Source organism: Microlunatus speluncae (assembly GCF_009299835.1).
GTDB classification, from domain to species: Bacteria; Actinomycetota; Actinomycetes; order Propionibacteriales; family Propionibacteriaceae; genus Microlunatus; species Microlunatus speluncae.
Map to the genome: position 1 here is coordinate 175,174 of NZ_VKCZ01000003.1, position 23,868 is coordinate 199,041.

Annotated in this window: 22 protein-coding genes and 1 riboswitch; of the genes, 13 read left to right on the forward strand and 9 right to left on the reverse strand. The window is 70.4% G+C overall.

Annotated elements, in window-relative coordinates; genetic code table 11:
* Positions 1 to 21 precede the first annotated feature (21 nt).
* On the forward strand, positions 22 to 894 hold the full coding sequence (locus FNH24_RS04330) for an SGNH/GDSL hydrolase family protein (RefSeq protein ID WP_152360920.1): 873 nt from the start codon (positions 22 to 24) through the stop codon (positions 892 to 894).
* On the opposite strand, the gene metE is transcribed toward FNH24_RS04330, so the two are convergent.
* Both metE and FNH24_RS04340 read right to left on the reverse strand, forming a co-directional pair.
* Positions 891 to 3,197, reverse strand: coding sequence for a 5-methyltetrahydropteroyltriglutamate--homocysteine S-methyltransferase (gene metE / locus FNH24_RS04335; protein ID WP_152360921.1), 2,307 nt, complete (start codon positions 3,195 to 3,197; stop codon positions 891 to 893). The genes FNH24_RS04330 and metE overlap by 4 nt on opposite strands.
* A gap of 120 nt (positions 3,198 to 3,317) precedes the next feature.
* Positions 3,318 to 3,457, reverse strand: a riboswitch (cobalamin riboswitch).
* Positions 3,458 to 3,517: 60 nt separating this feature from the next.
* Positions 3,518 to 4,282 (reverse strand): phosphotransferase, encoded by a 765-nt coding sequence (locus tag FNH24_RS04340; protein WP_152360922.1) that lies wholly within the window; start codon positions 4,280 to 4,282, stop codon positions 3,518 to 3,520.
* A gap of 126 nt (positions 4,283 to 4,408) precedes the next feature.
* Between FNH24_RS04340 and FNH24_RS04345 the strand changes: the two genes are divergently transcribed.
* Entirely contained in the window at positions 4,409 to 5,377 is a 969-nt protein-coding gene (locus FNH24_RS04345) for a type IV toxin-antitoxin system AbiEi family antitoxin domain-containing protein (protein WP_152360923.1), read from the forward strand.
* 26 nt (positions 5,378 to 5,403) lie between these two features.
* Here the strand turns inward: FNH24_RS04345 and FNH24_RS04350 are convergent, their stop codons facing one another.
* Positions 5,404 to 6,099, reverse strand: a complete 696-nt coding sequence (locus FNH24_RS04350) for an EcsC family protein (protein ID WP_152360924.1) — start codon at positions 6,097 to 6,099, stop codon at positions 5,404 to 5,406.
* A gap of 125 nt (positions 6,100 to 6,224) precedes the next feature.
* Here FNH24_RS04350 and aat point away from each other — a divergent pair, with 125 nt between their 5' ends.
* From aat to FNH24_RS04370, 4 genes are all read left to right on the forward strand, one after another.
* A complete protein-coding gene (aat, locus tag FNH24_RS04355) occupies positions 6,225 to 6,929 on the forward strand; it encodes a leucyl/phenylalanyl-tRNA--protein transferase (RefSeq protein WP_152360925.1) in 705 nt (234 codons plus the stop codon).
* Between the two features lie 10 nt (positions 6,930 to 6,939).
* Complete coding sequence (locus FNH24_RS04360) at positions 6,940 to 7,467, forward strand: hypothetical protein (protein ID WP_152360926.1); 528 nt, start codon at positions 6,940 to 6,942, stop codon at positions 7,465 to 7,467.
* 69 nt (positions 7,468 to 7,536) lie between these two features.
* On the forward strand, positions 7,537 to 8,403 hold the full coding sequence (locus tag FNH24_RS04365) for a DNA-formamidopyrimidine glycosylase family protein (protein WP_152360927.1): 867 nt from the start codon (positions 7,537 to 7,539) through the stop codon (positions 8,401 to 8,403).
* A gap of 78 nt (positions 8,404 to 8,481) precedes the next feature.
* On the forward strand, positions 8,482 to 8,796 hold the full coding sequence (locus FNH24_RS04370) for a rhodanese-like domain-containing protein (RefSeq protein ID WP_217428035.1): 315 nt from the start codon (positions 8,482 to 8,484) through the stop codon (positions 8,794 to 8,796).
* Between the two features lie 535 nt (positions 8,797 to 9,331).
* On the opposite strand, the gene FNH24_RS04375 is transcribed toward FNH24_RS04370, so the two are convergent.
* Positions 9,332 to 9,949, reverse strand: coding sequence for a LysE/ArgO family amino acid transporter (locus FNH24_RS04375; RefSeq protein WP_152360928.1), 618 nt, complete (start codon positions 9,947 to 9,949; stop codon positions 9,332 to 9,334).
* Between the two features lie 75 nt (positions 9,950 to 10,024).
* Between FNH24_RS04375 and FNH24_RS04380 the strand changes: the two genes are divergently transcribed.
* A complete protein-coding gene (locus tag FNH24_RS04380) occupies positions 10,025 to 10,924 on the forward strand; it encodes a LysR family transcriptional regulator ArgP (RefSeq protein WP_246186743.1) in 900 nt (299 codons plus the stop codon).
* A gap of 97 nt (positions 10,925 to 11,021) precedes the next feature.
* The gene (locus FNH24_RS04385) at positions 11,022 to 11,828 is read left to right on the forward strand and encodes a glycerophosphodiester phosphodiesterase (RefSeq protein ID WP_161605987.1); all 807 of its coding nucleotides are present in this window, start codon (positions 11,022 to 11,024) and stop codon (positions 11,826 to 11,828) included.
* A 43-nt stretch (positions 11,829 to 11,871) separates the two neighbouring features.
* On the opposite strand, the gene FNH24_RS04390 is transcribed toward FNH24_RS04385, so the two are convergent.
* On the reverse strand, positions 11,872 to 13,083 hold the full coding sequence (locus FNH24_RS04390) for an arginine deiminase (protein ID WP_152360930.1): 1,212 nt from the start codon (positions 13,081 to 13,083) through the stop codon (positions 11,872 to 11,874).
* Between the two features lie 83 nt (positions 13,084 to 13,166).
* On the opposite strand from FNH24_RS04390, the gene FNH24_RS04395 reads away from it, so the two are divergent.
* Together FNH24_RS04395 and mptB are read left to right on the forward strand one after the other, a co-directional pair.
* Positions 13,167 to 13,937: a glycosyltransferase family 2 protein gene (locus FNH24_RS04395; RefSeq protein ID WP_152360931.1), complete on the forward strand. Its 771-nt coding sequence runs from the start codon at positions 13,167 to 13,169 to the stop codon at positions 13,935 to 13,937.
* Positions 13,934 to 15,667 carry a polyprenol phosphomannose-dependent alpha 1,6 mannosyltransferase MptB gene (mptB, locus tag FNH24_RS04400; RefSeq protein WP_152360932.1) on the forward strand — a complete coding sequence of 578 codons (1,734 nt, stop codon included), beginning with the start codon at positions 13,934 to 13,936 and terminating at the stop codon, positions 15,665 to 15,667. The genes FNH24_RS04395 and mptB overlap by 4 nt, the downstream gene beginning before the upstream one ends.
* Here the strand turns inward: mptB and FNH24_RS04405 are convergent.
* From FNH24_RS04405 to FNH24_RS04415, 3 genes are all read right to left on the reverse strand, one after another.
* Positions 15,558 to 17,705, reverse strand: coding sequence for a YhgE/Pip family protein (locus FNH24_RS04405; protein ID WP_152360933.1), 2,148 nt, complete (start codon positions 17,703 to 17,705; stop codon positions 15,558 to 15,560). The genes mptB and FNH24_RS04405 overlap by 110 nt on opposite strands.
* An 8-nt stretch (positions 17,706 to 17,713) precedes the next feature.
* Positions 17,714 to 18,367 carry an ATP-binding cassette domain-containing protein gene (locus tag FNH24_RS04410; protein ID WP_161605988.1) on the reverse strand — a complete coding sequence of 218 codons (654 nt, stop codon included), beginning with the start codon at positions 18,365 to 18,367 and terminating at the stop codon, positions 17,714 to 17,716.
* A 248-nt stretch (positions 18,368 to 18,615) separates the two neighbouring features.
* A complete protein-coding gene (locus tag FNH24_RS04415) occupies positions 18,616 to 19,230 on the reverse strand; it encodes a TetR/AcrR family transcriptional regulator (protein WP_161605989.1) in 615 nt (204 codons plus the stop codon).
* 119 nt (positions 19,231 to 19,349) lie between these two features.
* On the opposite strand from FNH24_RS04415, the gene pheA reads away from it, so the two are divergent.
* The 3 genes from pheA to FNH24_RS31350 are packed head-to-tail and all read left to right on the forward strand — an operon-like array spanning position 19,350 to position 22,141.
* The gene (gene pheA, locus FNH24_RS04420; RefSeq protein ID WP_246186744.1) at positions 19,350 to 20,300 is read left to right on the forward strand and encodes a prephenate dehydratase; all 951 of its coding nucleotides are present in this window, start codon (positions 19,350 to 19,352) and stop codon (positions 20,298 to 20,300) included.
* Positions 20,301 to 20,354: 54 nt separating this feature from the next.
* A complete protein-coding gene (locus FNH24_RS04425; RefSeq protein WP_152360936.1) occupies positions 20,355 to 21,233 on the forward strand; it encodes a DUF2510 domain-containing protein in 879 nt (292 codons plus the stop codon).
* 41 nt (positions 21,234 to 21,274) lie between these two features.
* A complete protein-coding gene (locus tag FNH24_RS31350) occupies positions 21,275 to 22,141 on the forward strand; it encodes a DUF2510 domain-containing protein (protein ID WP_161605990.1) in 867 nt (288 codons plus the stop codon).
* On the opposite strand, the gene FNH24_RS04435 is transcribed toward FNH24_RS31350, so the two are convergent.
* On the reverse strand, positions 22,128 to 23,783 hold the full coding sequence (locus FNH24_RS04435) for a bifunctional phosphatase PAP2/diacylglycerol kinase family protein (protein WP_152360938.1): 1,656 nt from the start codon (positions 23,781 to 23,783) through the stop codon (positions 22,128 to 22,130). The two genes, FNH24_RS31350 and FNH24_RS04435, sit on opposite strands and share 14 nt — an antisense overlap.
* Positions 23,784 to 23,868 lie beyond the last annotated feature (85 nt).

Sequence of the window (23,868 nt, forward strand, 5' to 3'; positions counted from 1 at the left end):
GGGGTACGGCAGAATCCAGACGTGGCGAGCGTCGAACGGAGTGGGCGGAGTTTCCGGCGGTACGTCGCCATCGGCGACTCCGCGACCGAAGGCCTGGAGGATCCCGACGGCAACGGCGGGTATCGCGGCTGGGCCGACCGGCTGGCCCAGCACCTCGCCGACGGCCAGCCGGAACCCCTGGAGTACGCCAACCTGGCGGTCCGGGGCCTGCGGCTGAACGAGATCCGGAACACCCAGTTCGACGACGCACTGGCCCTGAAGCCGGACCTGATGACCATCTTCGGCGGCGTCAACGACGTGATCGCCTTCGGCTGCGACTACGACGAACTGGCCGCCGACCTGGCCGCGATGTACGGGGAGGCCCGCGGCAACGACATCACCGTGCTGACCTTCACCATGCCGGACCCGGCCGCGATCAACCCGTTCGGGCGGCGGCTGCGGGACCGGATGTTTCGGCTGAACGACCTGGTCCGGGCCGAGGCGGCGCGCTACGGCGTGCTGGTGCTCGACCTGCAGACGTACCCGATGGCCGGCGATCCGCGGCTCTGGTACGAGGACCGACTGCACGGCAACGCCCTCGGCCACGAACGCGTCGCCCGCGGCCTGGCCTGGCGGCTCGGCATCTCCGGCATGGACGACTCCTGGGCCGACCCACTGCCGCCGGAGCCGTCGACCCGGTCCCGGCGGGAGCAGCTCAGCGGCGAGTTCGACTGGGCCGTCACCCATCTCGCCCCTTGGCTGGGCAAGGGCATCCGCGGCATCCCGCACGGCGACGGCATCGTCGCCAAACGCCCGACCCCCACCGTCGTCCCCCCGTCCCTGACCGACTTGTCAGAACTGAGGAGCCCTATGGCACAACTCAGTTCTGACAAGTCGGCGAAAGGTGGGTCCTAGGCGGGGGTGAGGTCGGTGCGGACCTCCTTGGCGGCGGTGACCAGGTTGCGCAGGGACTGCTCGACCTCGGCGTAACCGCGGGTCTTCAGGCCGCAGTCGGGGTTGGCCCACAGGCGTTCCGGCGGCAAGGTCTTGCCGGCCAGCCGGAGCGCGGCAGTGATCTCCTCGGTCGGCGGGACCCGGGGCGAGTGGATGTCCCAGACGCCCGGCCCGACCTCGCGCGGATAACCGGCCGCGGTCAGCTCGCCGACGACCTCCATCCGCGACCGGGCCGCCTCCAGGCTGATCACGTCGGCGTCCATCGCGATGATCGCGTCGATGATGTCGCCGAACTCCGCGTAACACATGTGGGTGTGGATCTGGGTCCCGTCGACCACCCCGGTGGTGCTCAGCTGGAACGCGGCGACCGCCCAATCCAGGTAGGCGGGCCGGTCGGCCCGGCGCAGCGGCAGGGTCTCCCGCAGGGCCGGCTCGTCCACCTGGATCACGCCGATCCCGGCGGCCTCCAGATCGGTCACCTCGTCCCGCAGCGCCAGCGCGACCTGTCGGGCGGTGTCGCCCTCCGGTTGATCATCGCGGACGAACGACCAGGCGAGCATGGTCACCGGGCCGGTCAGCATGCCCTTGACCGGCCGGTCGGTCAGGCCCTGGGCGTACGCGGCCCAGTCGACGGTCATCGGCTTCGGCCGGGAGACGTCGCCGGCGATGATCGGCGGCCGGACGCAGCGGGTGCCGTAGGACTGGACCCAGCCGTTGCGGGTGCTGATGAACCCGGACAGCTGGTCGGCGAAATACTGCACCATGTCGTTGCGCTCCGGCTCGCCGTGCACCAGCACGTCCACCCCGAGCTCGGTCTGCAGTTCGATCACCCGGGCGATCTCGTCCCGCATCGCGACGTCGTACGCGCTCGCGTCGATCTTCTTGGTCCGCAGGTCGGCCCGCGCCTGGCGCAGGGTGTTGGTCTGCGGGAAGGAACCGATCGTCGTGGTCGGGAATGCCGGCAACTTGAGTCGATCATGCTGCGCTGCGGCCCGATCGGAGTACGCCGAGCGGCGGCGCAGTTGATCATCGGTGATCGTCGCCAACCGGTCGCGGACCGCTTGATCATGAACGATCGGAGACTCCTTCCGTGACGCCAGCCGGGTCGCGTTGATCGCCAGCTCACCGGCGACCGAATCCCGGCCGTCGCGCAGGGCCCGGGCCAGGATCGACAGCTCCTCCAGCTTCTGATCGGCGAAGGCGAACCAGGACGCGATCTCCGGGTTCAGATCCGGCTCGTCGGTGACGTCGATCGGCACGTGCAGCAGCGACGACGACGCGGCCACGTCGAGCCGGTCGACCAGCCCGAGCAGCGTGCCCAGCGTGCCGAGCGCCGCGGCCAGGTCGGTCCGCCAGACGTTGCGACCGCTGACCACGCCGGCGATCAGCCGCTTGTCGGCCAGCCCCGGCTGACCGGCAAGATCATCCAGGCTGGCCGCTCCGGCCCCGACCAGATCGACAGCCAGTCCCTCGACCGGCGAGGAGGCGAGCACGGCGGCGGCATCGCCCAGCCGGTCGAAGTAGGACCCGATGATGATCTTGGGCCGGTGCTCGACCTCGGCCAGGCTCTGATAGGTGGCCTTGATCAACTCCAGCTGCGCCGGCTCGAGATCGGTGACCAGCACCGGCTCGTCCAGCTGCACCCACTCCGCCCCGGCCTCGGCGAGCCGGCCGAGCAGCTCCACGTACAACGGCAACAGCCGATCCAGCAGGCTGATCGGCTCGAAGTCGTGATCATCGGCGGACTTCGACAGCAGCAGGAAGGTGACCGGACCGACCAGCACCGGCCGAGCCGCCAGTCCGAGCTCGCGGGCTTCGGTCAACTCCTGGATGATCTTGGTCGGGTCCAGCGCGAACTCGGTCTCGGCGGACAGCTCCGGCACCAGGTAGTGGTAGTTGGTGTCGAACCACTTGGTCATCTCCAGCGGCTGCACCCGGTCGTCGCCGCGGGCCATGGCGAAGTAGCGGTCGAGCCGGCCGGCCTCGGTGCTGATGTCGGGCACCGCCGCCGCGTGCCGGGGCGGGATCGCGCCGACCATCCAGGCCGTGTCCAGCACGTGGTCGTAGAGGGAGAAGTCGCCGACCGGCACCTCGCCGAGGCCGGCGTCACGGAGCCGCTCCAGTCGCTCCCGTCGCAGGGTCGCCGCCGTCTCCGACAGCGTCGCCGCATCGCTCCTGCCCTTCCAGTAACCCTCGATGGCGCGCTTCAGTTCGCGCCGCCGGCCCTGCCGCGGATAACCGTGGACCGTAGCGATCGAAGTCATTGCCAGACTCTCCTTCGCGAGCCTCGAATCCGGATGGTGGGCAGCACCGGAAGATCTTCCGGCACGACCTTCCTCCGAGATCGTCACCTCCGACCGGCGGGCGCCGGGCGGACGACTGGCAGGTCTTCGGACTCGAGGGCGCGAGCCGCTAGGCCCACCTACCGGCCGTCGCTTCCCAGACCCTTCGGCCCAGTGCTTGGTGACGGCGTTCGTTCCCTGATACCGCTGCGGGGCAGTCCCGGACTCACACCGGGTTCCCTTGTCCAGCCGCGCCCTCACCCTAGCTCCGCGGCATCGGCGTCCGGGGAACATCTCGCCGGTCAGACCCGGCCGGGATTTCCCCGCTCCCAGCCCTCGACCTCGGCCGCGAGTGCGCGCATTGCGCCCAGGCCGGCCCGCCACCGGGTCGGCCAGTTGTCGGCCACCCAGCTCGCCGGCGGCTCGTGCCCCCGCTCACCGAGCCACTCCACCTCGTCGATCGCCTGCTCCCGCCGGCGCAGGACCTCCTCGATCACGTCGAACGGCCCGGTCCAGCCGTACCCGTCCAGCAGCGCCGCGATCCGGGCCCGGCGATCCTCCGCCGCGATGCTCAGCCCGCGCAGACGCAGGGCGTCCGGGTCCGACTCGAAGGGGGTGAACCAGATCAGGGCGTACGCCACGTCGCTGATCCGGTCTCCGGGACGGGCACCGTCCCAGTCGAACAGCCCGACCGCCGACCCGTCGCGCCAGGCCAGATTGGCCGGCTTCGGGTCGCCGTGGCAGATCACCCCGCCGCCGGCATGCGGCACCGACCACACCGCGGCCGCCGGAGCCCGCCAACCGGCCGTGGCGTCATGGACGGCCCGGAGCAGCGATCCCGCTGATCGCACTCCGGCGAGCCCGATCCCATGCGGCCAGTCCTCCGCCCCGGCTTCGCCTTCGACCAGCCGGACAAACTCATGATCATCGTCGAACCCGAGCGGCTCGGGCACCGGCAGTCCGGTTCGGTGCAGGTGCGCCAGCAGCCCCTGCACCGTCGCCGTCCACGGCTTCGCCGGCCGCCGCACGACCCCGTCGACAATCCGGATCGCCCGCTCCTCGCCCATGCCCAGCACCGTACCGACCCACACTTCCACCCGGTGATTTCCACAGGCAGCGCCACAGCAATCGCACTGTCCACAGATTTCGCAGCGACTGAATGATGGGCCGGCATCCGCACAGACTCCTGGGACGTGAAAGACCGAATCGATCCATCGCCGCAACTGCGGCAGCTGGCCGCGGCCCAGGACGGAGTGATCACGCTCGGTCAGGCGGCCGAGCTCGGTCTGGGCCGACACAGTGTGGCTCGGCTCGTCGACCTGGGGGTGTGGCGCCGGATCGGGCCGTCGTTGGCGTTCGTCCATGATCTTGATCCGCCGTGGACCGCGTGGGCCTGGGCCGGCATCCTCTACGCGGGTCGCGGTGCCCGGGTCGGCGGAGCAGCAGCAGCCCATCTGCATGATCTGACCGATGATCCGCCGACCGAGATCATGATCTTGATCCCGCACGGTCGTCGGTTGCGGGACCGGCCGCCCTGGGCGTTTTGCCGGGAGCGGGACGGCGTCCGTTCGGCCCGGTCACCAGGCCTGCTGCCGCGGACGACGGTCGAAGACACGGTGCTCGACCTCTGCACCGATGAGCGGGCCGCGCTGCACTGGATCACTGCGGCTGTTCAGCGCCACCGGACGTCGGCGACCCGGCTCCGTGAGGCCTTGCTGCGTCGGTCCCGGATGCCGTTACGCGCCCTGGTCTCGGAGCTGCTGACCGATGCCCGCTCCGGGACGGAGTCGCCGCTCGAGGTGCGCTACCTCCGCGATGTCGAGCGGGCCCACGGCCTGCCCCGGGGACGGCGACAGGTGCGCCGCGCGAGGTCCGCCCGCAACGATGTCGGGTATGAGGAGTTCGGGCTGATCGTGGAGCTGGACGGGCACCTCGGCCATGACGGTCAGGACCGGTTCCGAGACTTCCGGCGGGACAACGCCGCCCTGATCGACGGCCGGGTCACGCTGCGCTACGGCTGGACCGATGTCTCCCAGGAGCCGTGTGCGGTCGCCGCCCAGGTCGTGGAGGTGCTGATCCGCCGCGGCTGGCCGGCGCTGCCGACCCGGTGCCCGGTCTGTCCACCCGACTTCGCGCAGATCGGGGAAATTCTCGCCGGGTAGTCCCGGCCGGAAGTTCCCCGTTGTCGTCAGGCGCGGATGGCTCGGCGGCGAACCAGCTCGGTCTTGGCGTACTTGCCGATCTGGTGGGTGGACATACCGTCCATCACGGCGCCGACGCCGCCACCGATCAGCGGGATCCGCTTGGTGACCAGCAGGGCCAGGTTGCGGCCGCCGACATTCGCCAGCAGCCCGCTGACCACGGCCTGGGCGACGGCCGCGTCCAGCTCAGGATCGAAGACGGGGGCCGTCGCGACCGCCAGCGGCGACGTGGGGAACTTGCCGGTGGCGATCCGCTTGGCCACCTGCTCGCCGCCGAGCAGGCACATCACCAGCGCGGTCCGGACCCGTGGGTCGTCCAGGTCGTAGCCGCGCAGGTGAGCGATGGCGGCAACCATCCGGACCTGGACCACGGCGATCCCGGTCAGGTTGGCCGGCAACGCGATCGGCAGCGTCGCGAGCCCACCGAGGTTGGTGACGAAACCCTGCGCGGAGCCGAGCAGGATGTGCGACTCGATCACCGACTCGACCGCGTCGTCGGCATAGCCGGCGCACTTGGTCAGCTGCCGGGCCGCCGCCTGCTTGGCGCTGGGCAGCTTGCTGACGCCGTCGATCGCGACCTCGACCACTCGGCGCAGCACGCCGCCGGCGGCCTGCGGGCCCTGGGTCCGAATCGGCTCGAGCGTGCGCGCGAGGTTCCGACCGAACTCCTGTGCTGACGGCATGCGACCTCCAGAGCCGACGAAATATGACAAGCGTACGTCTCGAACGGCGACCACAACTCCGGCAGAACCCGGGCCGGGCCCCGGCCGGACGGGCGGCCCGGACCGCCGACCGGCACAATCGGGGGATGCAGCCGTCGCCGTTCGGTCCGCCGGCGGATTGGCCGGTCGACGACCTGATCGGGTATTCCCGCGGCTTCGATGCCGGGCTGGTCGTCGCGGCGTACCGGTCCGGGGTGTTCCCGATGCCGATCGGCCGCGGCACCATGGGCTGGTTCTCCCCGCTGCAGCGCGGGGTGCTGCCGCTGGACGGGCTGCGGGTCAGCCGGTCGCTGCGCAAAACGATCAAGCGGTACGAGCTCCGGCTCGACACCGCCTTCGAGGAGGTCCTCGATCGCTGCGCCGACCCGAGCCGGGAGGGCGCCTGGATCAACCGCGAGATCCGTACCGTCTACACCGAGCTGCACCGGGCCGGCCTGGTGCATTCGGTGGAGGCCTGGACCGCCGACGGCCGGCTGGCCGGCGGCCTCTACGGGATCAGCGTCGGTGGCCTCTTTGCGGGCGAGTCGATGTTTCACGACGAGGAGATCGGCCGGGACGCGTCCAAGGCGGCGCTGGTCGGGTTGGTCGCGGTGCTCCGCTCCGCCGGTGGCGCGGGCCGGCTGCTCGACGCGCAGTGGCGGACCGATCATCTGGCCACCCTCGGCGTCGTCGAGATCGACCGGTTCGGCTATCTGGAGCGGCTCGCGGTCGCGCTCCGGCTCGACCCACCGGAATGGCGCACCGGGCCGCTCGACGCCACCCTCCGACACCAAGACCCGGCAACGGACTAACCTTCCCCCGGTGCGGGACGAACGGAAGACAATACGGTTGAACCGGTTCTGGTCCGGCCGGGTCGAGGCTTTCGACCTGCTGCTGGCGATCTTCGCGATCGCGGCCATCGCCGGGACTGGCACCTGTGTGTACGGCGCGCTGATGCTGCAGTCGAGCCAGCCGGTGTTCGCCGGTGCGGTGTGGATGATGGCGGCGGTGCTCCTGTTGGCGCTGGTCGGCATCGTCTGGCTGGGCATCCGGGGCCGGACCATCCCGGTCGCGCTGGCCCGGTCCGGGGTGGTGCTCGGCGAGGCCGGGTCGCGGCTGCTGATCCCCTGGGCCGACGTCGACCGGGTGGTCGTCGAGGAGGCGGACGGTGACCGGCGGATCGTTCCGGTCCGGATCCAGCTGACCGACATGGCCTCGGTGCTGGAGGATCCCCGGGTGGAGCGGATGTTCGGCGGGGACGGCCTGGCTCTGTCCCGGATGGGTGGCCTGCCGACCGAGCGGGTCCAGCAGGTCGCCGGCTGGGCCGAGCACCGCTTCCAGCTCGTCTGACCCCGCGTCACCGGCTCTCGTACGCCCGCGATCCTCCCGGTTGTCGGAGATCTGCCGAATAATGGGCCCATGCCCGAGATGCCGGAGGTCGAGTCCCTGGTGCGGTTCCTGCGGCCGGTGTGCATCGGCCGGGTGATCGCCCAGGTCGATCTGGTCGCGTTCAGCGCCCTGAAGACGTACGATCCGCCGCTGACCGCCCTGCACGGTCTCGAGATCGAGGCGGCCGAGCGGCACGGCAAGTTCATCGACCTGTCCGCGCAGGGGCTGCATCTGGTGTTTCACCTGGCCCGTGCGGGCTGGCTGCGCTGGAAGGACGAGGTGCCGCAGAAGCCGGTCCGGCCGAGCGTCAAGAATCCGCTGTCGCTGCGACTCCGGCTGGATGACGGCTCCGGCTTCGAGCTGACCGAGGCCGGCACCCAGCGCAAGCTTGCCGTCTACGTCACCGCCGACCCGAGCAGCATCCCGCACGTCGCCGGCCTCGGTCCGGATCCGCTGTCCGACGACTTCGATGCGGCCGCGTTCGACGCGCTGCTCAAGGAGGCCGGCCGGTCCCAGCTGAAGGGCGTGTTGCGGGACCAGAAGATCATCGCCGGGATCGGCAACGCCTACTCCGACGAGATCCTGCACGCCGCGAAGCTGAGCCCGTTCAAGGGCGCGAACACCCTCACCGACGAGGAGCAGGCACGGCTCTTCGGCGCGATCAAGACCGAGTTGGCCGGCGCGATGGAGCGGGCCGAGGGCCTGGCCGCGAAGGATCTGAAGGGTGAGAAGAAGGCCGGGTTGCGGGTGCACGGTCGCAAGGGCGAGACCTGCCCGGTCTGCGGCGACACCATCGCCGAAGTCTCCTTCCACGACTCCTCACTGCAGTATTGCCCGACCTGCCAGACCGGCGGCAAGAAGCTCGCCGACCGCCGCCTGTCCAAGCTGTTGAAGTAGATGGCCGGTCTCGCCGCGCTCCGGTCCATGATCAAGTTCCGGTTGGCTCGCGGCCGGGGATCGCGCGATCATGGCTCGGTGAGTACGAACGCGGAACTGATCGAGATCGGCCCCGACCAGGTGGACCAACACGTCCGGGACGGCTGGACCCTGCTGGACGTGCGGACCGACGGGGAGTGGGCCGGCGGCCGGATCGACGGCTCCGTCCTGCTGCCGCTGGACCAGCTGATCGCCCGGCTCGACGAGGTGCCGGACAAGGTGGTCTGCGTCTGCGCCGTCGGCGCCCGCTCCGCCCAGGCCGCCATGTTCCTCGCCGCCCAGGGCCGTCAGGCGGTCAACCTCGCCGGCGGCGTCCACGGCTGGGTCGGCGCCGGCCACCCCCTCACCCGCTGACTCATTCGTCCCCTCAGCCTGTCGAAGACCGGCCACACCGCGGCCCGACGCCGGTTGCGGGCCTGACGTCCGCAAGAGGCGCGCCAAGTACGGGCGGGGTTCGCCGCCGGGCGACGGTCGGAGTGCTCGGTCCGTTCCCTGAGCCTGTCGAAGGGCCAGCCCGAGTCCTTCGCGAAGCCCGCCGTCGATGGCCGCCGGGACCGGCACCTTCGCACGTGCCCGGGGGCCTGCTGGTGTGCGTTTCTCGACCGGGGTCGGCTTTCGCACGTGCTCGGGGCGCGTTGGTGTGCGTTTCTCGACCGGGGTCGGCTTACGCACCTGCCCGGGGCCCGCTCGCCGTGCGTTTCTCGACCAGGGTCGACTCGGCCGCGATCCGGACGGGCCGCAAGGACCCGCCCGCCCCTTTGATGCGTCTTTCCCGGCCGTCAGGCCGAGACCGAGATACAGCGCGGTCCGGCCGGCCCCCTTCGACAGGCTCAGGACATGCTTCGACAAGCTCGGGGAACGAAACGCGGCGTCCCATCGCCAACCGGAGTCAGTGCTGCGGAGCGATCGCGGAGATGATCAAGGACGCACCGAGGCCGAACATGATCACGGCGAAGGTGCCGTCCAGGATCCGCCAGGTCAGCGGCCGGGCGAAGGCGGGGCGGAGCAGTCGGCCGGCCAGGGCCAGGGTCAGGAACCAGCAGCAACTGGCCAGGATCGCTCCGGCCCCGAAGACCCACCGGTCGTCCGGCCCATGGGTGTTGGCCACGGTGCCGAGCAGCAGGACGGTGTCCAGGTAGACGTGCGGGTTGAGCCAGGTCAGGGCCAGCGCGGTGATGATCACCCGGCCCGCCGGTGCCGGGCCGGTGCCGGTGTCGAGTTGCTGCTCCGCCCCGATCGCCCGCCGCGCCGCCAGCACCCCGTAGCCGATCAGGAAGGCGGCGCCGCACCAGCGCATGACGTCGATGATCACCGGCGCCTGCTGCACGAGGATGCCGATGCCGCCGATCCCGAGCAAGATCAACACCAGGTCGGACACGATGCAGATCCCGGCGACGGCGGCGGCCCGGTCACGCCGGATCGCCTGCCGCAGCAGGTAGGAGTTCTGGGCGCCGATCGCGACGATCAGCGACAGGCCCATGCCGAATCCGGCGACCAGTGTCTGCATCCGGCCAAGGTAGGTGCCGGCCCGCTCTCGTACCAGCTAAAGATTCTGAACAATCATCAGCATTGCTAATGTTGCATGATGCCGTTCCAACTCGATCAGTTGGCCACCTTCCTTGCGGTGCTGGAGGAGGGCACGTTCGACGCCGCCGCCCGTCGGCTGCAGGTGACGCCGTCGGCGGTGAGCCAACGGATCAAGGCCCTCGAGATCGGGGCCGGCCGGGTGCTGCTGCAGCGCACCAAGCCGGTGCAGCCGACCGAGTCCGGCCGCATCCTGGCCCGGCTGGCGCGGCAGACGACGCTGCTGGCGGAGGAGGCCGCGGCCGAGCTGGGGGAGACGGCCGGCGCCGACTCGGCGAGCACCAGCGAGATCCCGATCGTGATCAACGCCGACTCGCTGGCCACCTGGGCGCTACCGCCGCTGGCCGGGCTGGCGACCGAGCACGGGCTCCGGTTCGACATCCACCGGGAGGACGAGCAGCACTCGGTCGAGTTGCTCCGCGCCGGCAGCGCGATGGCCGCCGTGACCGCGGTCGCCGAGCCGGTGCAGGGCTGCAGCGTCCGCCGGCTCGGTCGGATGCGCTACCTCCTGGTCGCCGCGCCGGCCTACGCCGAGCGCTGGCTGCCGGACGGGCTGACGGTCGAGCACCTGGCCCGGGCGCCCGTGCTGGCGTTCGACCACAAGGACGATCTGCAGGACCGCTATCTCCGTCGCCGCAGCCGGCGCCGGCTGCGGCCGCCGCGTCATTGCGTGCCGTCGTCGGCCGAGTTCGCCCGCGCCGTCGCGCTGGGGATGGGTTGGGGCCTGTTGCCGGAGCATGACGCCCGCGCCCTGCTGGCCGCCGGCTCGGTGATCACGCCGGAGCCCGGTGCGTACGTCGACGTCGTGCTGTTCTGGCAGCGCTGGCGGCTGCCCTCGCCGGCCCTGGACCGAGTCAGCGAGGCGATCGTCGAGGCGGCCTCGGTGGCCCTGCGGTGACTCCTGGGGCTGATCCATGGGGCGGCGGCATGACAGTTCGTCCAACTCCGACCGGGCAGGGCTGACCCCTTTAGGCCGGTATGCCACACTGATTGCCGTGAATGCGCCGAGGCCGCAGACCCACCACATCTTCGCCCACCGTGGATTCTCCGGTCACCAGCCCGAAATGACCATCGCCGCCTTCCGGGCAGCCATCGACTGGGCCGCCGAAACCGGGCTCCGGCTGGGACTGGAATGTGACGTCCAGTTCAGCGCCGATGACCAGTTGATCTGCCTGCACGACAGCCGGATCGATCGCACCAGCACGACCACCGGGGTCGCCTTCGACTTCACGGTGGCCGAGTTGAAGGCCATCGACTTCGGTTCGCGCCAGACGCCGAACCCGACCGACGAGCAGCGCACGCTGATCACGCTCGCCGAGTTGCTGATCATGGTCCGGGACGCGCGGCAGCGCGACGTCGACGTCACGCTGGCGATCGAGACCAAGCATCCGAACCCGCGCGGCCTGGACACCGAGGACCGGGTGGCCGCGATGCTCGCCGAGCACGGCTGGGACCGGGCCGGCTCACCGGTGCGGATCATCAGCTTCTCGATGGAGGCGTTGATCAAGGCCGGCCAGTTGCTGCCCGAGCTGGAGCGGACCTACCTGCAGCAGTTCGACTTCGGCGAGTACGAGACCGGCAAGCTGCCGGACGGGATCGAGGCGTTCGGCCCCGACATCGCCATGCTGAAGGCCGACCCCGACTTCGTCGCCCGCGCCCGCGACAACGGCCACGAGGTCCACCCCTGGACCCTGAACGAGCCGGCCGACATCGACTTCGCCCTGTCGCTGGGCGTCCAGGGCCTCACCACCGACTACCCGGACCGGGTCTGGGGCCACGTCAACGCCCCGTCCCGCGCCTGACTCCGTACCGCCGGATCCGGAGCTTCACCCACCTTCCTGGGGCTCAGTCGCGCAGGATCGGGCAGGACATGCAGCGGGGGCCGCCGCGGCCGGAGCCGAGTTCGGAGCCGGCGAGGGTGATCACCTCGACGCCGGCCGCCTCCAGCCGGGCATTGGTCTCGACGTTGCGTTCGTACGCGACGGCGACGCGGGGCTCGATCGCCAGGGTGTTGTTGCCGTCGTCCCACTGTTCCCGTTCCGCGATCACCGGGTCGAGGCCGGTGGCGATCACCCGGAGCCGGTCGATGCCCAGGGCGGTGGCCGCGGCGTCGAGGAACGGGGTCCGGTCGCCGATGATCAACTCCCGGTCGTCGCCCGGGCGGACCGGGATCGCCGTCAGTCGGTCGGCGATGTTGGGATACATCACCACCGCATCGCGATCGACCATGGTGCAGATCGTGTCCAGATGCATGGTCGCGCGGTTCTGATCGATCGGTACGACCAGCAGTTGCTCGGCCAGTCCATGATCGAAAACGGTCCGGGCGAACCGCTCGGCGCCCGCCGGTGTGGTCCGCTCTCCGACGCCGACCGCCAGCACGCCCGGTCCCAGCGCCAGCACGTCACCGCCCTCCAGGTGCTCCCGCTGCCAGCCGTGCAGCCGTTGCGCCGACTGGAACCGCGGATGGAAGGCGTAGATCAGCTCGGTCAGCTGGGTCTCCCGCCGCCGAGCCGGCATGGCCAGTGAGGTGATCGCCACCCGATCGCCGACCCAGACGCCGGAATCCCTGGTGAACAACAGATTCGGCAGCGGGTCGACGAGGAAGTCCTCGGCCGCCAGCAGCGACGTGACCAGCCCGGCGGAGCGCACCTCGTCGTTGCGCAACCCGGCGATCAGCACCCCTGCCAGCTCCTCGGCGCCGATCCGGGACAGTTGATCACGGAGCTGCCGGCGGAGTCGATCACCGAGCCGCAGGTCGGTCAGCACCCCGTCGATGGCGCCGCCGGCCGCGGTCGGATCGGCCAGCGTCTCGATCAGCAACTGCTCCAGATAGAGCACCTCGACCCCGCGGTCGCGCAACGCCGCGGCGAACGCGTCGTGCTCGTCCCGGGCCCGGCTGACCCAGGGGATCCCGTCGAAGAGCAGTGCGTCGTTGTTGCGCGGAGTGAGCCGGCGCAGCTCGGGCCCGGGGCGGTGCAACAGCACGGTCCGCAGCCGGCCGACCTCGGACCGTACGCCGACCTCGGCGGGCCGGGCCTGATCAATGGAGTCGACCATAGCGACCGAGCGTACGCGCATCTCTGTTCCAGTCCCGGGAAACGGATGCGGAAGGCTGCGGTCGAACCCACTAACCTTGCCCTGTGAATTCCGGCCGAACGCCGATCGCGTGCGTGATCTGGGCCAAGGACGCGCAACGGCAGGTGGCCGACAGCGTCCAGGCCGCGGCTGCGCTGCCCGGAGTCGATCCGGTGATCGTCTGCGACGACGGCAGCGCCGACGAGACGGGGAAGTACGCCGCGGCGGCGGGCGCGATCGTGGTCAACCACCAGCGGAGCCGCGGCTGGGCCGCGTCGGTCGAATCCGCGGTCAACGCGCTCGGCATCCTGGAGCAGCGGGACCGGCGGACCGAGGCCACGGCGCTGTTGCTGCTGTCGGCGGCCGCCGCCGAACGGGTCGCCGACTACGCCCCACTGCTGGCCCCGGTCCGGTCCGGCGACGCCGCCCTGACGATCGCCGTGCCGCCGGCCGATGCGGCCGACACCGGGGTGGTCGACACGGCGGCCATCCGCGGCATCAACGAGCTCACCGGTTGGTCGCCGCGCGCCCCGCTGGCCCTCGAACGCTGCCTGAACCGGCGCGCGTTCGAGCTGGCCAGCCCGTTGGCGGCCGGTTGGGGCGGCGCGGTCAGCATGCTGATCGACGTGCAGCGGGCCGGGCTGGAGATCCGTGAACTGGAGATCGACCGGCCGCGGCGGCAGTCCGCTCCCGATCTGACCGGACGGTTCGACCGGGCGGTCCAGCTGGCCGAGGTGACCCGGGCGCTGGCCGCTCGCGGTCTGGTCCAGGCCGGCCTCAACGAGTTCAAGGAATCCGGCGGGATCCAAGGAATACTGAAGCGGTTCAAACGATGACCACTGCACCCGGGTCGGTCAAGCCGAAGCCGGCCGGCCCGCACCCCTACGTCCCCGAGGGCTGGCATCGCGATCCGCGGATCGCGCTGGCGATGATCATCGGCGCGACCGTGCTGACCTTGATCACCGGCTTCCTCGGCCCGTCCGCCGTGACGCTGACCCTCGGCACCCGGGGGAGCCTGCTGCTGCCGCCGTACTATCTGCCCGAGGGCGCGAGCAAGCCGAACGAGTGGCTGGTGTCGTCGATGATCTGGGCGGTGATCATCATCGGCGGGATCGGACTGGCCATCGGTCTGCGGGCGCTGTCCCGCGGCTGGCGTCCCGATCATCGCAAGATCTTCGGCCTGGGTGCCGGGCTGAGCCTGGCGACGATCCTGGTGCCGCCGATGACGTCGGCCGACATCCTGATGTACGCCGCGTACGGCCGGCTTCAGGTCATCGGCCGCAATCCGTACGACACCACCCCGGCGGAGATCTTCCGGACCGTCTACGACCCGGTGCTGACCCAGATCGAGCCGCCGTGGTGGGACGTGCCCAGCGTCTACGGCCCGATCACCACCTGGACCCAGTGGGCCGCCAACGTGCTCGGCGGCGAAAACATGCACGACATCGTGTTCTGGCTGCAGGTCTTCGTCGTCGTCCCGTTCCTGCTGGCCGGCGCGGCCTTGATCATCATGGCCCGCGGCGACCGGACCCGGCAGGCCCGGGTGGCGCTGCTCACGGTGGCGAACCCGCTGCTGATCTGGGCGATCGTGGCCAGCGGCCACAACGAGGCGATGTCGGTGATGTTCGCTGTCGGCGGCCTGATGCTGATGCGGAAGAGCCCGCTCGGCGCCGGGATCGGGATCGGGCTGGCCGGCTGCGCCAAGCTCAGCATCGGGCTGTGGGGGCTGGCCATGCTGTGGGCGTACCGGAAGGAGCCGAAGAAGGCGATCCTGCTCTGCCTGGGCGCGGTGCTTCCGATGGCCCTGTTCTACGGGCTGTGGGGGCCGACGGCGCTGATCCGCGTGCTGAACAACACCACCTACGTCTCGGTCGGCTCCTGGCCGGATCTGCTGTTCCGCCTGATGGGTCTGTTCCCGCTGCCGCCCGGCGTCGGCAAGGTGGCGCTGAACCTGATCTGCATCGGGCTGATGATCGTGGTCGTCTGGCTGCTGTCCCGGGTGCTCCCGTGGACCGCGGCGCCCGGGCTGCCGCGCTCCATCGACCCGCGCACCGATCCGCTGACCGTGGCCCTGCGCACCGCGGTGCTGCTGGCCGTCGGCTGGCTGGCGACCTCGACCTACACCCTGTCCTGGTACGACCTGATCGCCTGGATGCCGCTGGCGGTGCTGGCGCCGAGCAAGCTCGACCTGTTGATGATCTTGCGCGGGGTGCCGCTGTCGCTCGCCTTCGTGCCGGGCCGGGATCTGCCGATGGGGCCGGAGCTCGACTTCGTCGCCACCAGGATCCGGGAGAACGTCTCCCCGGTGATCCAGTTGGCGATCTTGGTCGCGATCATCCTCTGGGCGATCAAGCGGGCCCGGCCGGACGTGTTGCCATGGCTGGACCGGTTCTCCACCAAGGGGGCCCGGGCCCGAGCGGCCCGCGCCAGAGCAGCGCGGGCCGAAGCCAAGGCGGTCAGGGAGAAACCAGCGGTGGATGCAGATCCCGCATCGAGAACCGCTGCCGCCGCAGCACCGTCAGCGCACACAGCGCCAGCGCCGCCGCCGCCACCCCCGCCAGAATGATCATGTCCCGGATCAGGTGCGCCGCCTCGCCGCCGGAGATGGTGATCCGGAACGCGTCGATCAGGTACGTCATCGGCATGAACGGCGCGATCGCGGCGAAGAACCCGGGCAGGATCGGCGCCGGATAGGTGCCGCCGGCCGAGGTGAGTTGCAGGATCAGCCAGACCAGCAGCAGCGAGGAGCCGGGCGTGCCGAGCGCGGTCCGGAGCAGGTGGGCGATGGCGGAGAAGCAGATCGCCGCCAGTGTGACCACGCCGAGGAACGGCAGCGGCCGCACCGGATCCAGCCCGAGGGCGAGCCAGACGACGGCGACCATCAGCCAGCCGCCGGCGACGGCGATGGTGCCGATCGGCAGCCAGCCGGCCAGCGCATGCCGCAGCGCACTGCCGCGGCCGGCCAGGGCGCGGGCGGTGATCGGCCGGACCACCAGGAAGACCGAGATGCCGAACACCCACAGGGCGATGGCGAAAAACATCGGCGCCAGGCCGCGGCCGTAGTAGACGGCGGGATTGTCCACCTGCATGGTCACGTCGGCCGGTGACGACAGCACCTGCACCGCCTCGTCCTGCTGGCTCTGCGAATGAGCCGGGATCCGATCCGCGCCCTGCTGGAGTTGATCATGGAGCTTGCCGGCACCGGTCTGCAGCTCGCCGAGCCCACCGGTCAGGTCGGTCAGGCCGCCGTGCAGGGTGGTCAGCCCGGTGTGCAGGTCGCCGGCTCCGGTGGCCAGCCGGTCCGCGCCGGCCCTGGCGTCGGCGATCCCGCCGGCCAGCGCGTGGGCACCGGAGTTGGCCCGGACCAGGCCACGGTTCAGGTCGTGGGCTCCGTCCTCGACCTGGTGCGCGCCGTCGTTGAGCTTGATCAGATCGGACCGGGCGGTGGTGATCTCCTCGCCGGCGGTGCTGTCCTCGGCCACCCGGCGATCGATCGCGGCGATCTTCTCGGCCCCGTCGGTGACCCGGCCGGCCAGCTGCTCGGTCCTGGCCCCGGCCTGCTCGAGTCGTTCGGTCGCGGTGCGGAAACTCTTGTCCTGCGCCAGTTCCGGATGATCCTGCCGTAGTTGATCAAGGGCTGCCCCGGCCTGGTCTAGGTCGGAACTGATCGACTTCTCCCGGCCGGCCAGTCCGGCCGCGAGTTCGTCCAGCGGCTCGGCCGCGGCCTTGGCGTCACGCTGCACCTGAGCCAGCACCCGCTGCATCGCGTCCAGAATCGGCAGCAGCTTGTCGTTGAGCTGCTGGGTCCCGTCGGCCACCTGGCCGGCGCCGTCGGCCAGGTCGGCTGAGCCCAGCTCCAGCTGGTCCAGGCCGGAGTCGAGGTCGGCGGAACCCTTCTCGGCCGACTTCAGCCCGTCGGCGAGGGTGCCGGCCCCGGTGCTCAGCTGTCCGCTGCCGTCCTCGGCGTCCGCCGCGCCGCGTTCCAGCTTGCCGGCGCCGGAGCCGGCCGACTTCGCACCGTCGGCGAGCCGACCGGAGCCGTCCGCGGCCTGGTTCAAGCTCGACTTGATCTTGGACAGGTTGGCGAACACGGCATCGAAATAGCTGGCGACCGCCGACTCGTCGATCGACCGGGCGATGGTGTTCTGGGCGCTGTTGGTGATGCTGCCGATGACGAAGCCGTTCGCGTCGTTGCGGCGCAACATGATCTTGGCCCGGCGCGGATCGTCGCCGGAGCCGCTGATCAGATTCGCCGAGAAGTCCGCGGGCACGACCACCGCCAGGTAGTAGTCGCCTTCGCGCAGGCCGCGGTCGGCCTCGGCCTCATCGACGTCGTGGAAGTCGAAGGTCGCCTTGTCGTGCAGGCTGGCGATGAAGTCGTCGCCGGCGGTGATCTTCTCGTGTTCGTACGTCACCGGGCGGTCGTTGTTGACCAGCGCCACCGGCAGGTGATCGAGCCGGCCGTACGGGTCCCAATTGGCGGTCAGGTAGATCGCGCCGTAGAGCAGCGGCACGATCAACACGAAGATCAACGCGATCTTGGGCACCGGGCCCCGGAACCGGCGCAACTCGAGCCGGGCCAGCCCGGCGATCGGAAACGGCATCTCGCTCCTCAGCTGGACGGGACGGGGTCAAGAGTGATCAACCGGGCCGCGTCCGGCACGGTCTCGGGGTGCACGGTGCTCGCCAGCACGGTGGTGTGGTCCGCGGTGAGCGCGTCCAGCACGGACCAGACCCGGGCCTGCTGCCCCGCGTCCAGGCCGCGGTCGACGTCGTCGATGATCACCAGCTCGGCCGGTCGGACGGTCGCCAGTAACACGGCGAGGATGGTCCGGTCGACGGCCGGCAGCCGCTCGACCAGCGTGTCGTCGGCCAGCCGGAGCTCCAACTCGCGCGCCGCCCGGTGCACGGTCTGGCCGGCCGCCCGCGGCGACATCCCGTCGATCAGCGCCCGCTCGGTGATCGCCTCCCCGACGGTGTGCCGCGGCTCGAGATCGATCATCGAGCCGATCCGCGCCACCGCCGAGATCCGCCGCACCGCCCGCGACTCCCGCGCCGCATCATGACCGCCGACCCGGAGCGCCCCGGTCCAGCCCGGCATCCGGCCGGCCAACGTCAGCAGCAGCGCCGAACGCCCCGACCCGGACGGCCCGGTGATCACGCCCAGCCCGCCCCGCGGCACCGTGAACTCGAGGTCGCCGAACACCACCCCCTCCCGCGTCGCCAGCGACAACAGCCGCGCCTCGACAAAGTCAGCCGCCGCCACCCCCGCCACCGGATGTCCCCCCAAACCCCGCCGACCCGTCAGTTCCGCGGCCGTTTCTGCGGCGTGTCGCAGCAGATGTGACGGGTCGGCGGAGAGGTGGGGGTCGTTCCGGTCTTGGTGGTCTTGGTGGTCTTGGTGGTCTTGGTGGTCTTGGTGGTCTTGGTGGGGCCGCCGGGTCGGTGGGGCCTGACCGGCCCCCTGGCTCCCTTCGGTCCGGTCGTCCCCCGCTTCGTTCGGCGTCGGTTCGGTCATCGCAGCACTCCGATCAGTAGTTCGCCCAGGCATCGCTCGACCCGCTCGCGGTCGGTGACCTCGGGCGCGGCCGCGTGCTCCAGGGCGAGACCGGTGACCGAGGTCAGGATCAGGTGGGCGGCGGTGGCGTGGTCGAAGCCGGCCGGCAGCCCGATCGCGGCGGCGTGGTCGCGGAGTTGCTCGGTCAGGCCGGCCAATTGTCGGGCGGAGAGTTCGGCATAGGACCGCGCGACCTCGGGATCGCGTACGGCCAGCAGCCGGAACTCGCCCAGCGCGGTGGCCCAGCCCGGCGCGGCGGTCAACTCGGCGGCCAGCTCCCGGGCGACCTCGCGCAGGATCTCCGATCGCGGCCGCCCGGACCGGATCAGCTCGGAGCGCCCCAGCGCGAAGCCGGCGATCGTCTCGAACCGCTCCGCCCAGACCGCACTGAACAGGCCCGGCTTGCCGCCGAAGTTGGAATACACGGCGCCCTTGGTGAAGCCCGCGGCCGCCGCGATGTCGACCACCTTCACCCCGCCGTAGCCGTACCGCAGGAACGCCTCGGCCGCGTGCTGCAGCACCCGGGCCCGCACCTCACCCCGCGGCGGCCGGCCCCGTCCCGTCTCGCCCACAGTGACCCACCTCCATCTCGATACCCAGGGTATCGAAGCTGTCAAACCCGAGTTGTCAGAACCCGTGCCGGCCGGAGCCATCCTCAGTTCTGACAAGTCGGCAGGGATAGGGTGTGGGCGTGTCAGCACTGCCCGCCCCGGCCGAGTTGCGTACCGGCGCCCGGGGGTATTTCGGCCCGCGGGGGACGTTCACGCATCAGGCATTGCTGACCCTGCCGCCGACCGGCGTCGAGCCGATCCCGTACCCGACGGTGCCGAGCACTCTGGACGCGGTCCGGACCGGCGAGGTCGACGCCGCACTGGTGCCGATCGAGAACTCCGTCGAGGGCGGCGTCAGTGCCACCCTGGACAACCTCTGCTACGGCGATCCGCTGGTGATCACCCGCGAGGTGTTGCTGCCGGTCCAGTTCACGCTGTTCGCGCGCCCCGGCACCGAGCTCGGCGCGATCCGCCGGGTGATCACCCATCCGCATGCCGCCGCCCAGTGCCGCAACTGGCTGGCCCGCGAACTGCCGTCGGCCGAGCTGACCGAGGACGGTTCGACCGCGGCGGCCGCGGCCGAGGTGGCCCGGCCCGATTCGCCTTATGACGCGGCGATCTGCGCCCGCGTGGCCGGCGAGTTGAACGGCCTGACAGCGGTCTCCGACGGCATCGGCGACAACCCCGACGCGGTCACCCGATTCGTCCTGGTCACCCGGCCCGGCCCGATCGGGGCACCGACCGGGGCCGACAAGACCACCATGGTGCTGTTCATGCGTCATGATCATCCGGGCGCGCTGCTGGAGCTGCTGGAGCAGTTCGCCAGCCGCGGCGTCAACCTGTGCCGGATCGAGTCGCGGCCGACCAAGAAGAGCCTCGGCGACTACTGCTTCTCGGTCGACGCCGAGGGCCACATCGACGATCTCCGGATGGCCGAGGCACTGATGGGGTTGCACCGGATCTCCGCCCGGGTCGTCTTCCTCGGCAGCTATGTGCGGGCCGACGGAGTGCAGCCGGTGGTCCGCGGCGGCACCTCGAACGAGGCCTACCGTGAGGCCGCCGACTGGCTGCGCCGGCTCGATCAGCACTGAGTCGGTACGAGCACCGGACGTGACCCGACCCGTCGTCTTCTATCCTTGGCTGCTGTGACCGACCGGCCAGGATGGTATGCCGACCCCAGTGGCAGGAACGAGACCTATCGCTGGTGGGACGGCGCTGCCTGGACCCGCTGGCTGAGCGAGGATGAGGACGCGCCGACCCCGGACCAGCCGGGCCCGTCGGATCCGGCCCGCGGTGACGTGTTCGTCGCCGAGCCGGACCAGGATCAGCCCGCGATCCGGTTGCCGCTGGCCATCGGCATCACGATCGTCGCGGTGGCCCTGGCGATCATCCTGCTCGGGGTGTCGGTGTCGCTGACCGAGGATCAACTGCCGGCCGGCCCGGCGATCGACCCGCCGGCCAAGAAGGACCAGCCGGTCGTCGCGCTCTACGACCAGACCGTCCCGGGTTATGTCGCCGGCACTGTCAAGATGAAGCTCCCGGGCGCACCGTACGACTGTTCCGACTATGCGACCACGCTGCGCAGCGGAGCCCCGGACGGCTTCCGCTGCGACTTCGCCGTGCACGAGGATTATCGGCCGAAGTATTCCTGGATGGCCGACACCGGCTTCGGCGTGCTGCCGGACACGATGGTCGTGCCGGACGATCTGAAGGCCACCTGCCAGAAGGTCCTGAACCAGCTCGGCACCAACGGCTACGAGGGCGTCAAGCTGCTCAACCCGAAGTTCAAGGCCGAGCCGCTGACCGGCATCACGAACCCGCCGGACGAGGCGATGAAGGTCACCGGCACCTTCGGCTACCGGGTGCCGAATCTCCCCTCGACGTCGGGCAACCTCGAGTTCGTCGTGATCAAGCTCAAGGATTCCGGCAAGCACGTGGTGTTCTACGTCGACTATCCGAACGACGCGCCCAGGGAGATCGTCGCCGCCAGCAAGGCCGTGTTCGAGACCTTGACGGCGCGCTGACTGCGACCCGCCGGGTCACTCGTCTTCTATCCTTACCTGCTGTGACCGACCGGGCGGGGTGGTATGCCGACCCCAGTGGCAGGAGCGAGACCTTCCGCTGGTGGGACGGCAGCGCCTGGACCCGCTGGCTGAGTGCTGACCCGGGCGCGCCGGCCCCGGCCCGGCCGAGCCCGGCCGGCGCGGAACCGTCCGTCGTCCCGGACCATGATCAACCGGCGATCCGGTTGCCGTCGGCGGTGGCGATCACGATCGGTGCGGTGATCTTGGCGGTCATTCTGCTCGGCGTGTCGGTATCGCTGACCGAGGATCGACTGCCGGCCGGTCCTGCGATCGATCCACCGCCGAAGAAGGAACAGCCGGTGATCGCACTGTTCGACACCACCAGCGGGGAGTATCTCGCCGGCCGGGTCCGGATGAAGGTTCCGGCCGAGCCGCTGCACTGCCCGGAAACCGCGATGGGTACGCGCAGCGGGGTGCAGGACGGGTTCACCTGCTCGGTGATCGTGCATCACAACATCGTCGGCGCCCAGGACTGGCTCGCCGACACCGGCTTCGGGGTGATCCCGGATCAGCTCGTGGTCGCCGGGGATCTGTCGCGGACAGGCGAGCGGATGCTCGACAATCTGACCGCTGCCGGCTACGAGGGCATCCCGTTGATCGACCCGACGTTCACCACGAAGCCCTTGCCCGGCGTGACGAACCCGCCCGATCAGGCGATCATGATCAGCGGGACGATCGGCTTCCGGGTGCCCAAGCTGCCGACGACGGCGAGCAGGATCACCATCGTGGTGATCAAGCTGGCCGACTCGGGCCGGCACGTCATGTTCTTCTGCGATGTCCCGAACGACGCGCCCAAGGCCGTGGTCGCCGCGATCGACGTCGGGCTGAGATCGATCACCGCACGCTGACCGGATCGGCCGGCTCGACCTCGGTGTCCTCGGCGGCGAGGATCACCGGCCGCAGCCGATGGCGGTGGGAGCGCAGGATCAGTGCCCCGGGCAGCACCTCGGCGGTCAGCCGGTTGCATTCACCCTCGGTGTCGCCGTCCAGCTGATAGCGGTCCCGCTCCTCGACCGTGATGGTGACCTTGCGGCCGGTGATCCGATCGAGTTGATCATCGGTACGGCGCTGCCGGGTGAGCACCCGGGTGGTCAGCTTCACCCAATCGATGACCCCCCGCGGCGAGGCGATCAAGACATCCAACAGGCCGTCATCGGGTTCGGCATCCGGGATCAGCGGGATGTTCGCCTGCAGGAAGCCGACATTGCCGACCACCAGCACGTGCGCCCGGCGCTTGAACGGCGGTTGATCATCAACCTGGATCGTCGCGTGCAGAGCGGCATGATTGGCGTTCCGGGCCGCCGACACGAAGTAGGCGGCGGAACCGACCGCCTTCTTCAGGTCAGCGTTGGTCTGTTCCAAGATCACCGCGTCGATGCCGATGCCGGCCATCACCGCGAAATGATCAACGACGGTGTCGTCGATGGTCAGCCGGACCAGGTCGAGCGGCCGGTCCACGCCGTCCAGGGCGAGCTTCAGCGCCTCGTCCTCGTCCAACGGGATCCCGACGTTCTTGGCCAGCAGGTTGCCGGTGCCGGCCGGGATCAGCCCGAACGGGATGCCGGAGTTGGCCAGGCCGGCACAGATCACCCGGATCGTGCCGTCGCCGCCGGCGCCGATCACCAGGTCGACCCCTTCGGCCACCGCCCGGGCGGTCTGCTCCCGGCCAGGGTCGGCCCGGGTGGTCTCCAGCCACAGCGTGTCCCGCCAGCCGCGCTGGATCAGCTCGTACTCCACCCGGCGCCGGAACACCTCCCAGTTGGTCACCTTGGCCGGGTTGTAGATTACCGCGCAGCGCCGCGGCCGCTCCAGCTCCGTGGGACGCCGGATCCGTACCATCTCGGTCACCAGATCGTGCGGCGCCGGGATCGCGACCCCGGCGATCATCAGTGCCAGCCGCGCCGCGAGCCCGCCGAACAGGGCGCCGCCGATGATGTCGGAGAAGAAATGGGCGGACAGCAGCCAGCGGTCCACACCGACGATGATCACGACGGCGGCGCCGCCGAGCAGCCAGCTGAACTTGGTCGCCAGATGCTCCCGAGTCACCATCAGCGTCGCCCCGATCCCGACCGAGAACGCGACGATCGCGACGGTGTGGCCGGAGGGATAGGACATCCCGGCGGTGGTGATCAGCGGCAACGCGTCGACCGGACGCGGCCGGGCCAGCCACAGCTTGAGCAGTGACGCGCCGCCCCAGGCCAGCAGGACGGTCAGCGCCAGGGCCAGGGCCAGTTGCCGGAGTCGGCGGCGCAGCGCCCAGACCGCGATCCCGAGCAGGATGGCGTACGGCACCCCGGGCCAGGTCAGCACCGCGATGGCCGAACCGATCTGGGCGGCCGGTGAGCCGAGGGACAGTCGCGGCGCCGCGATGTGCAGGTCGAAGGCGGCGATCGGCGGCCAGAACCGGACCAGCAGCGTCCAGAGCACGAACGCCGCGAGGATGCTCGCGGTGATCGCGATCGAGGAGATGGAAGGCGGCCGGCGCACCATGGTGGCCCCATCCTTACACCCCGCTCAACAACCCGCCGACACGTCACTTGTGCACGCGGTTCTGCGGCGTGTCGGTGCACAAGTG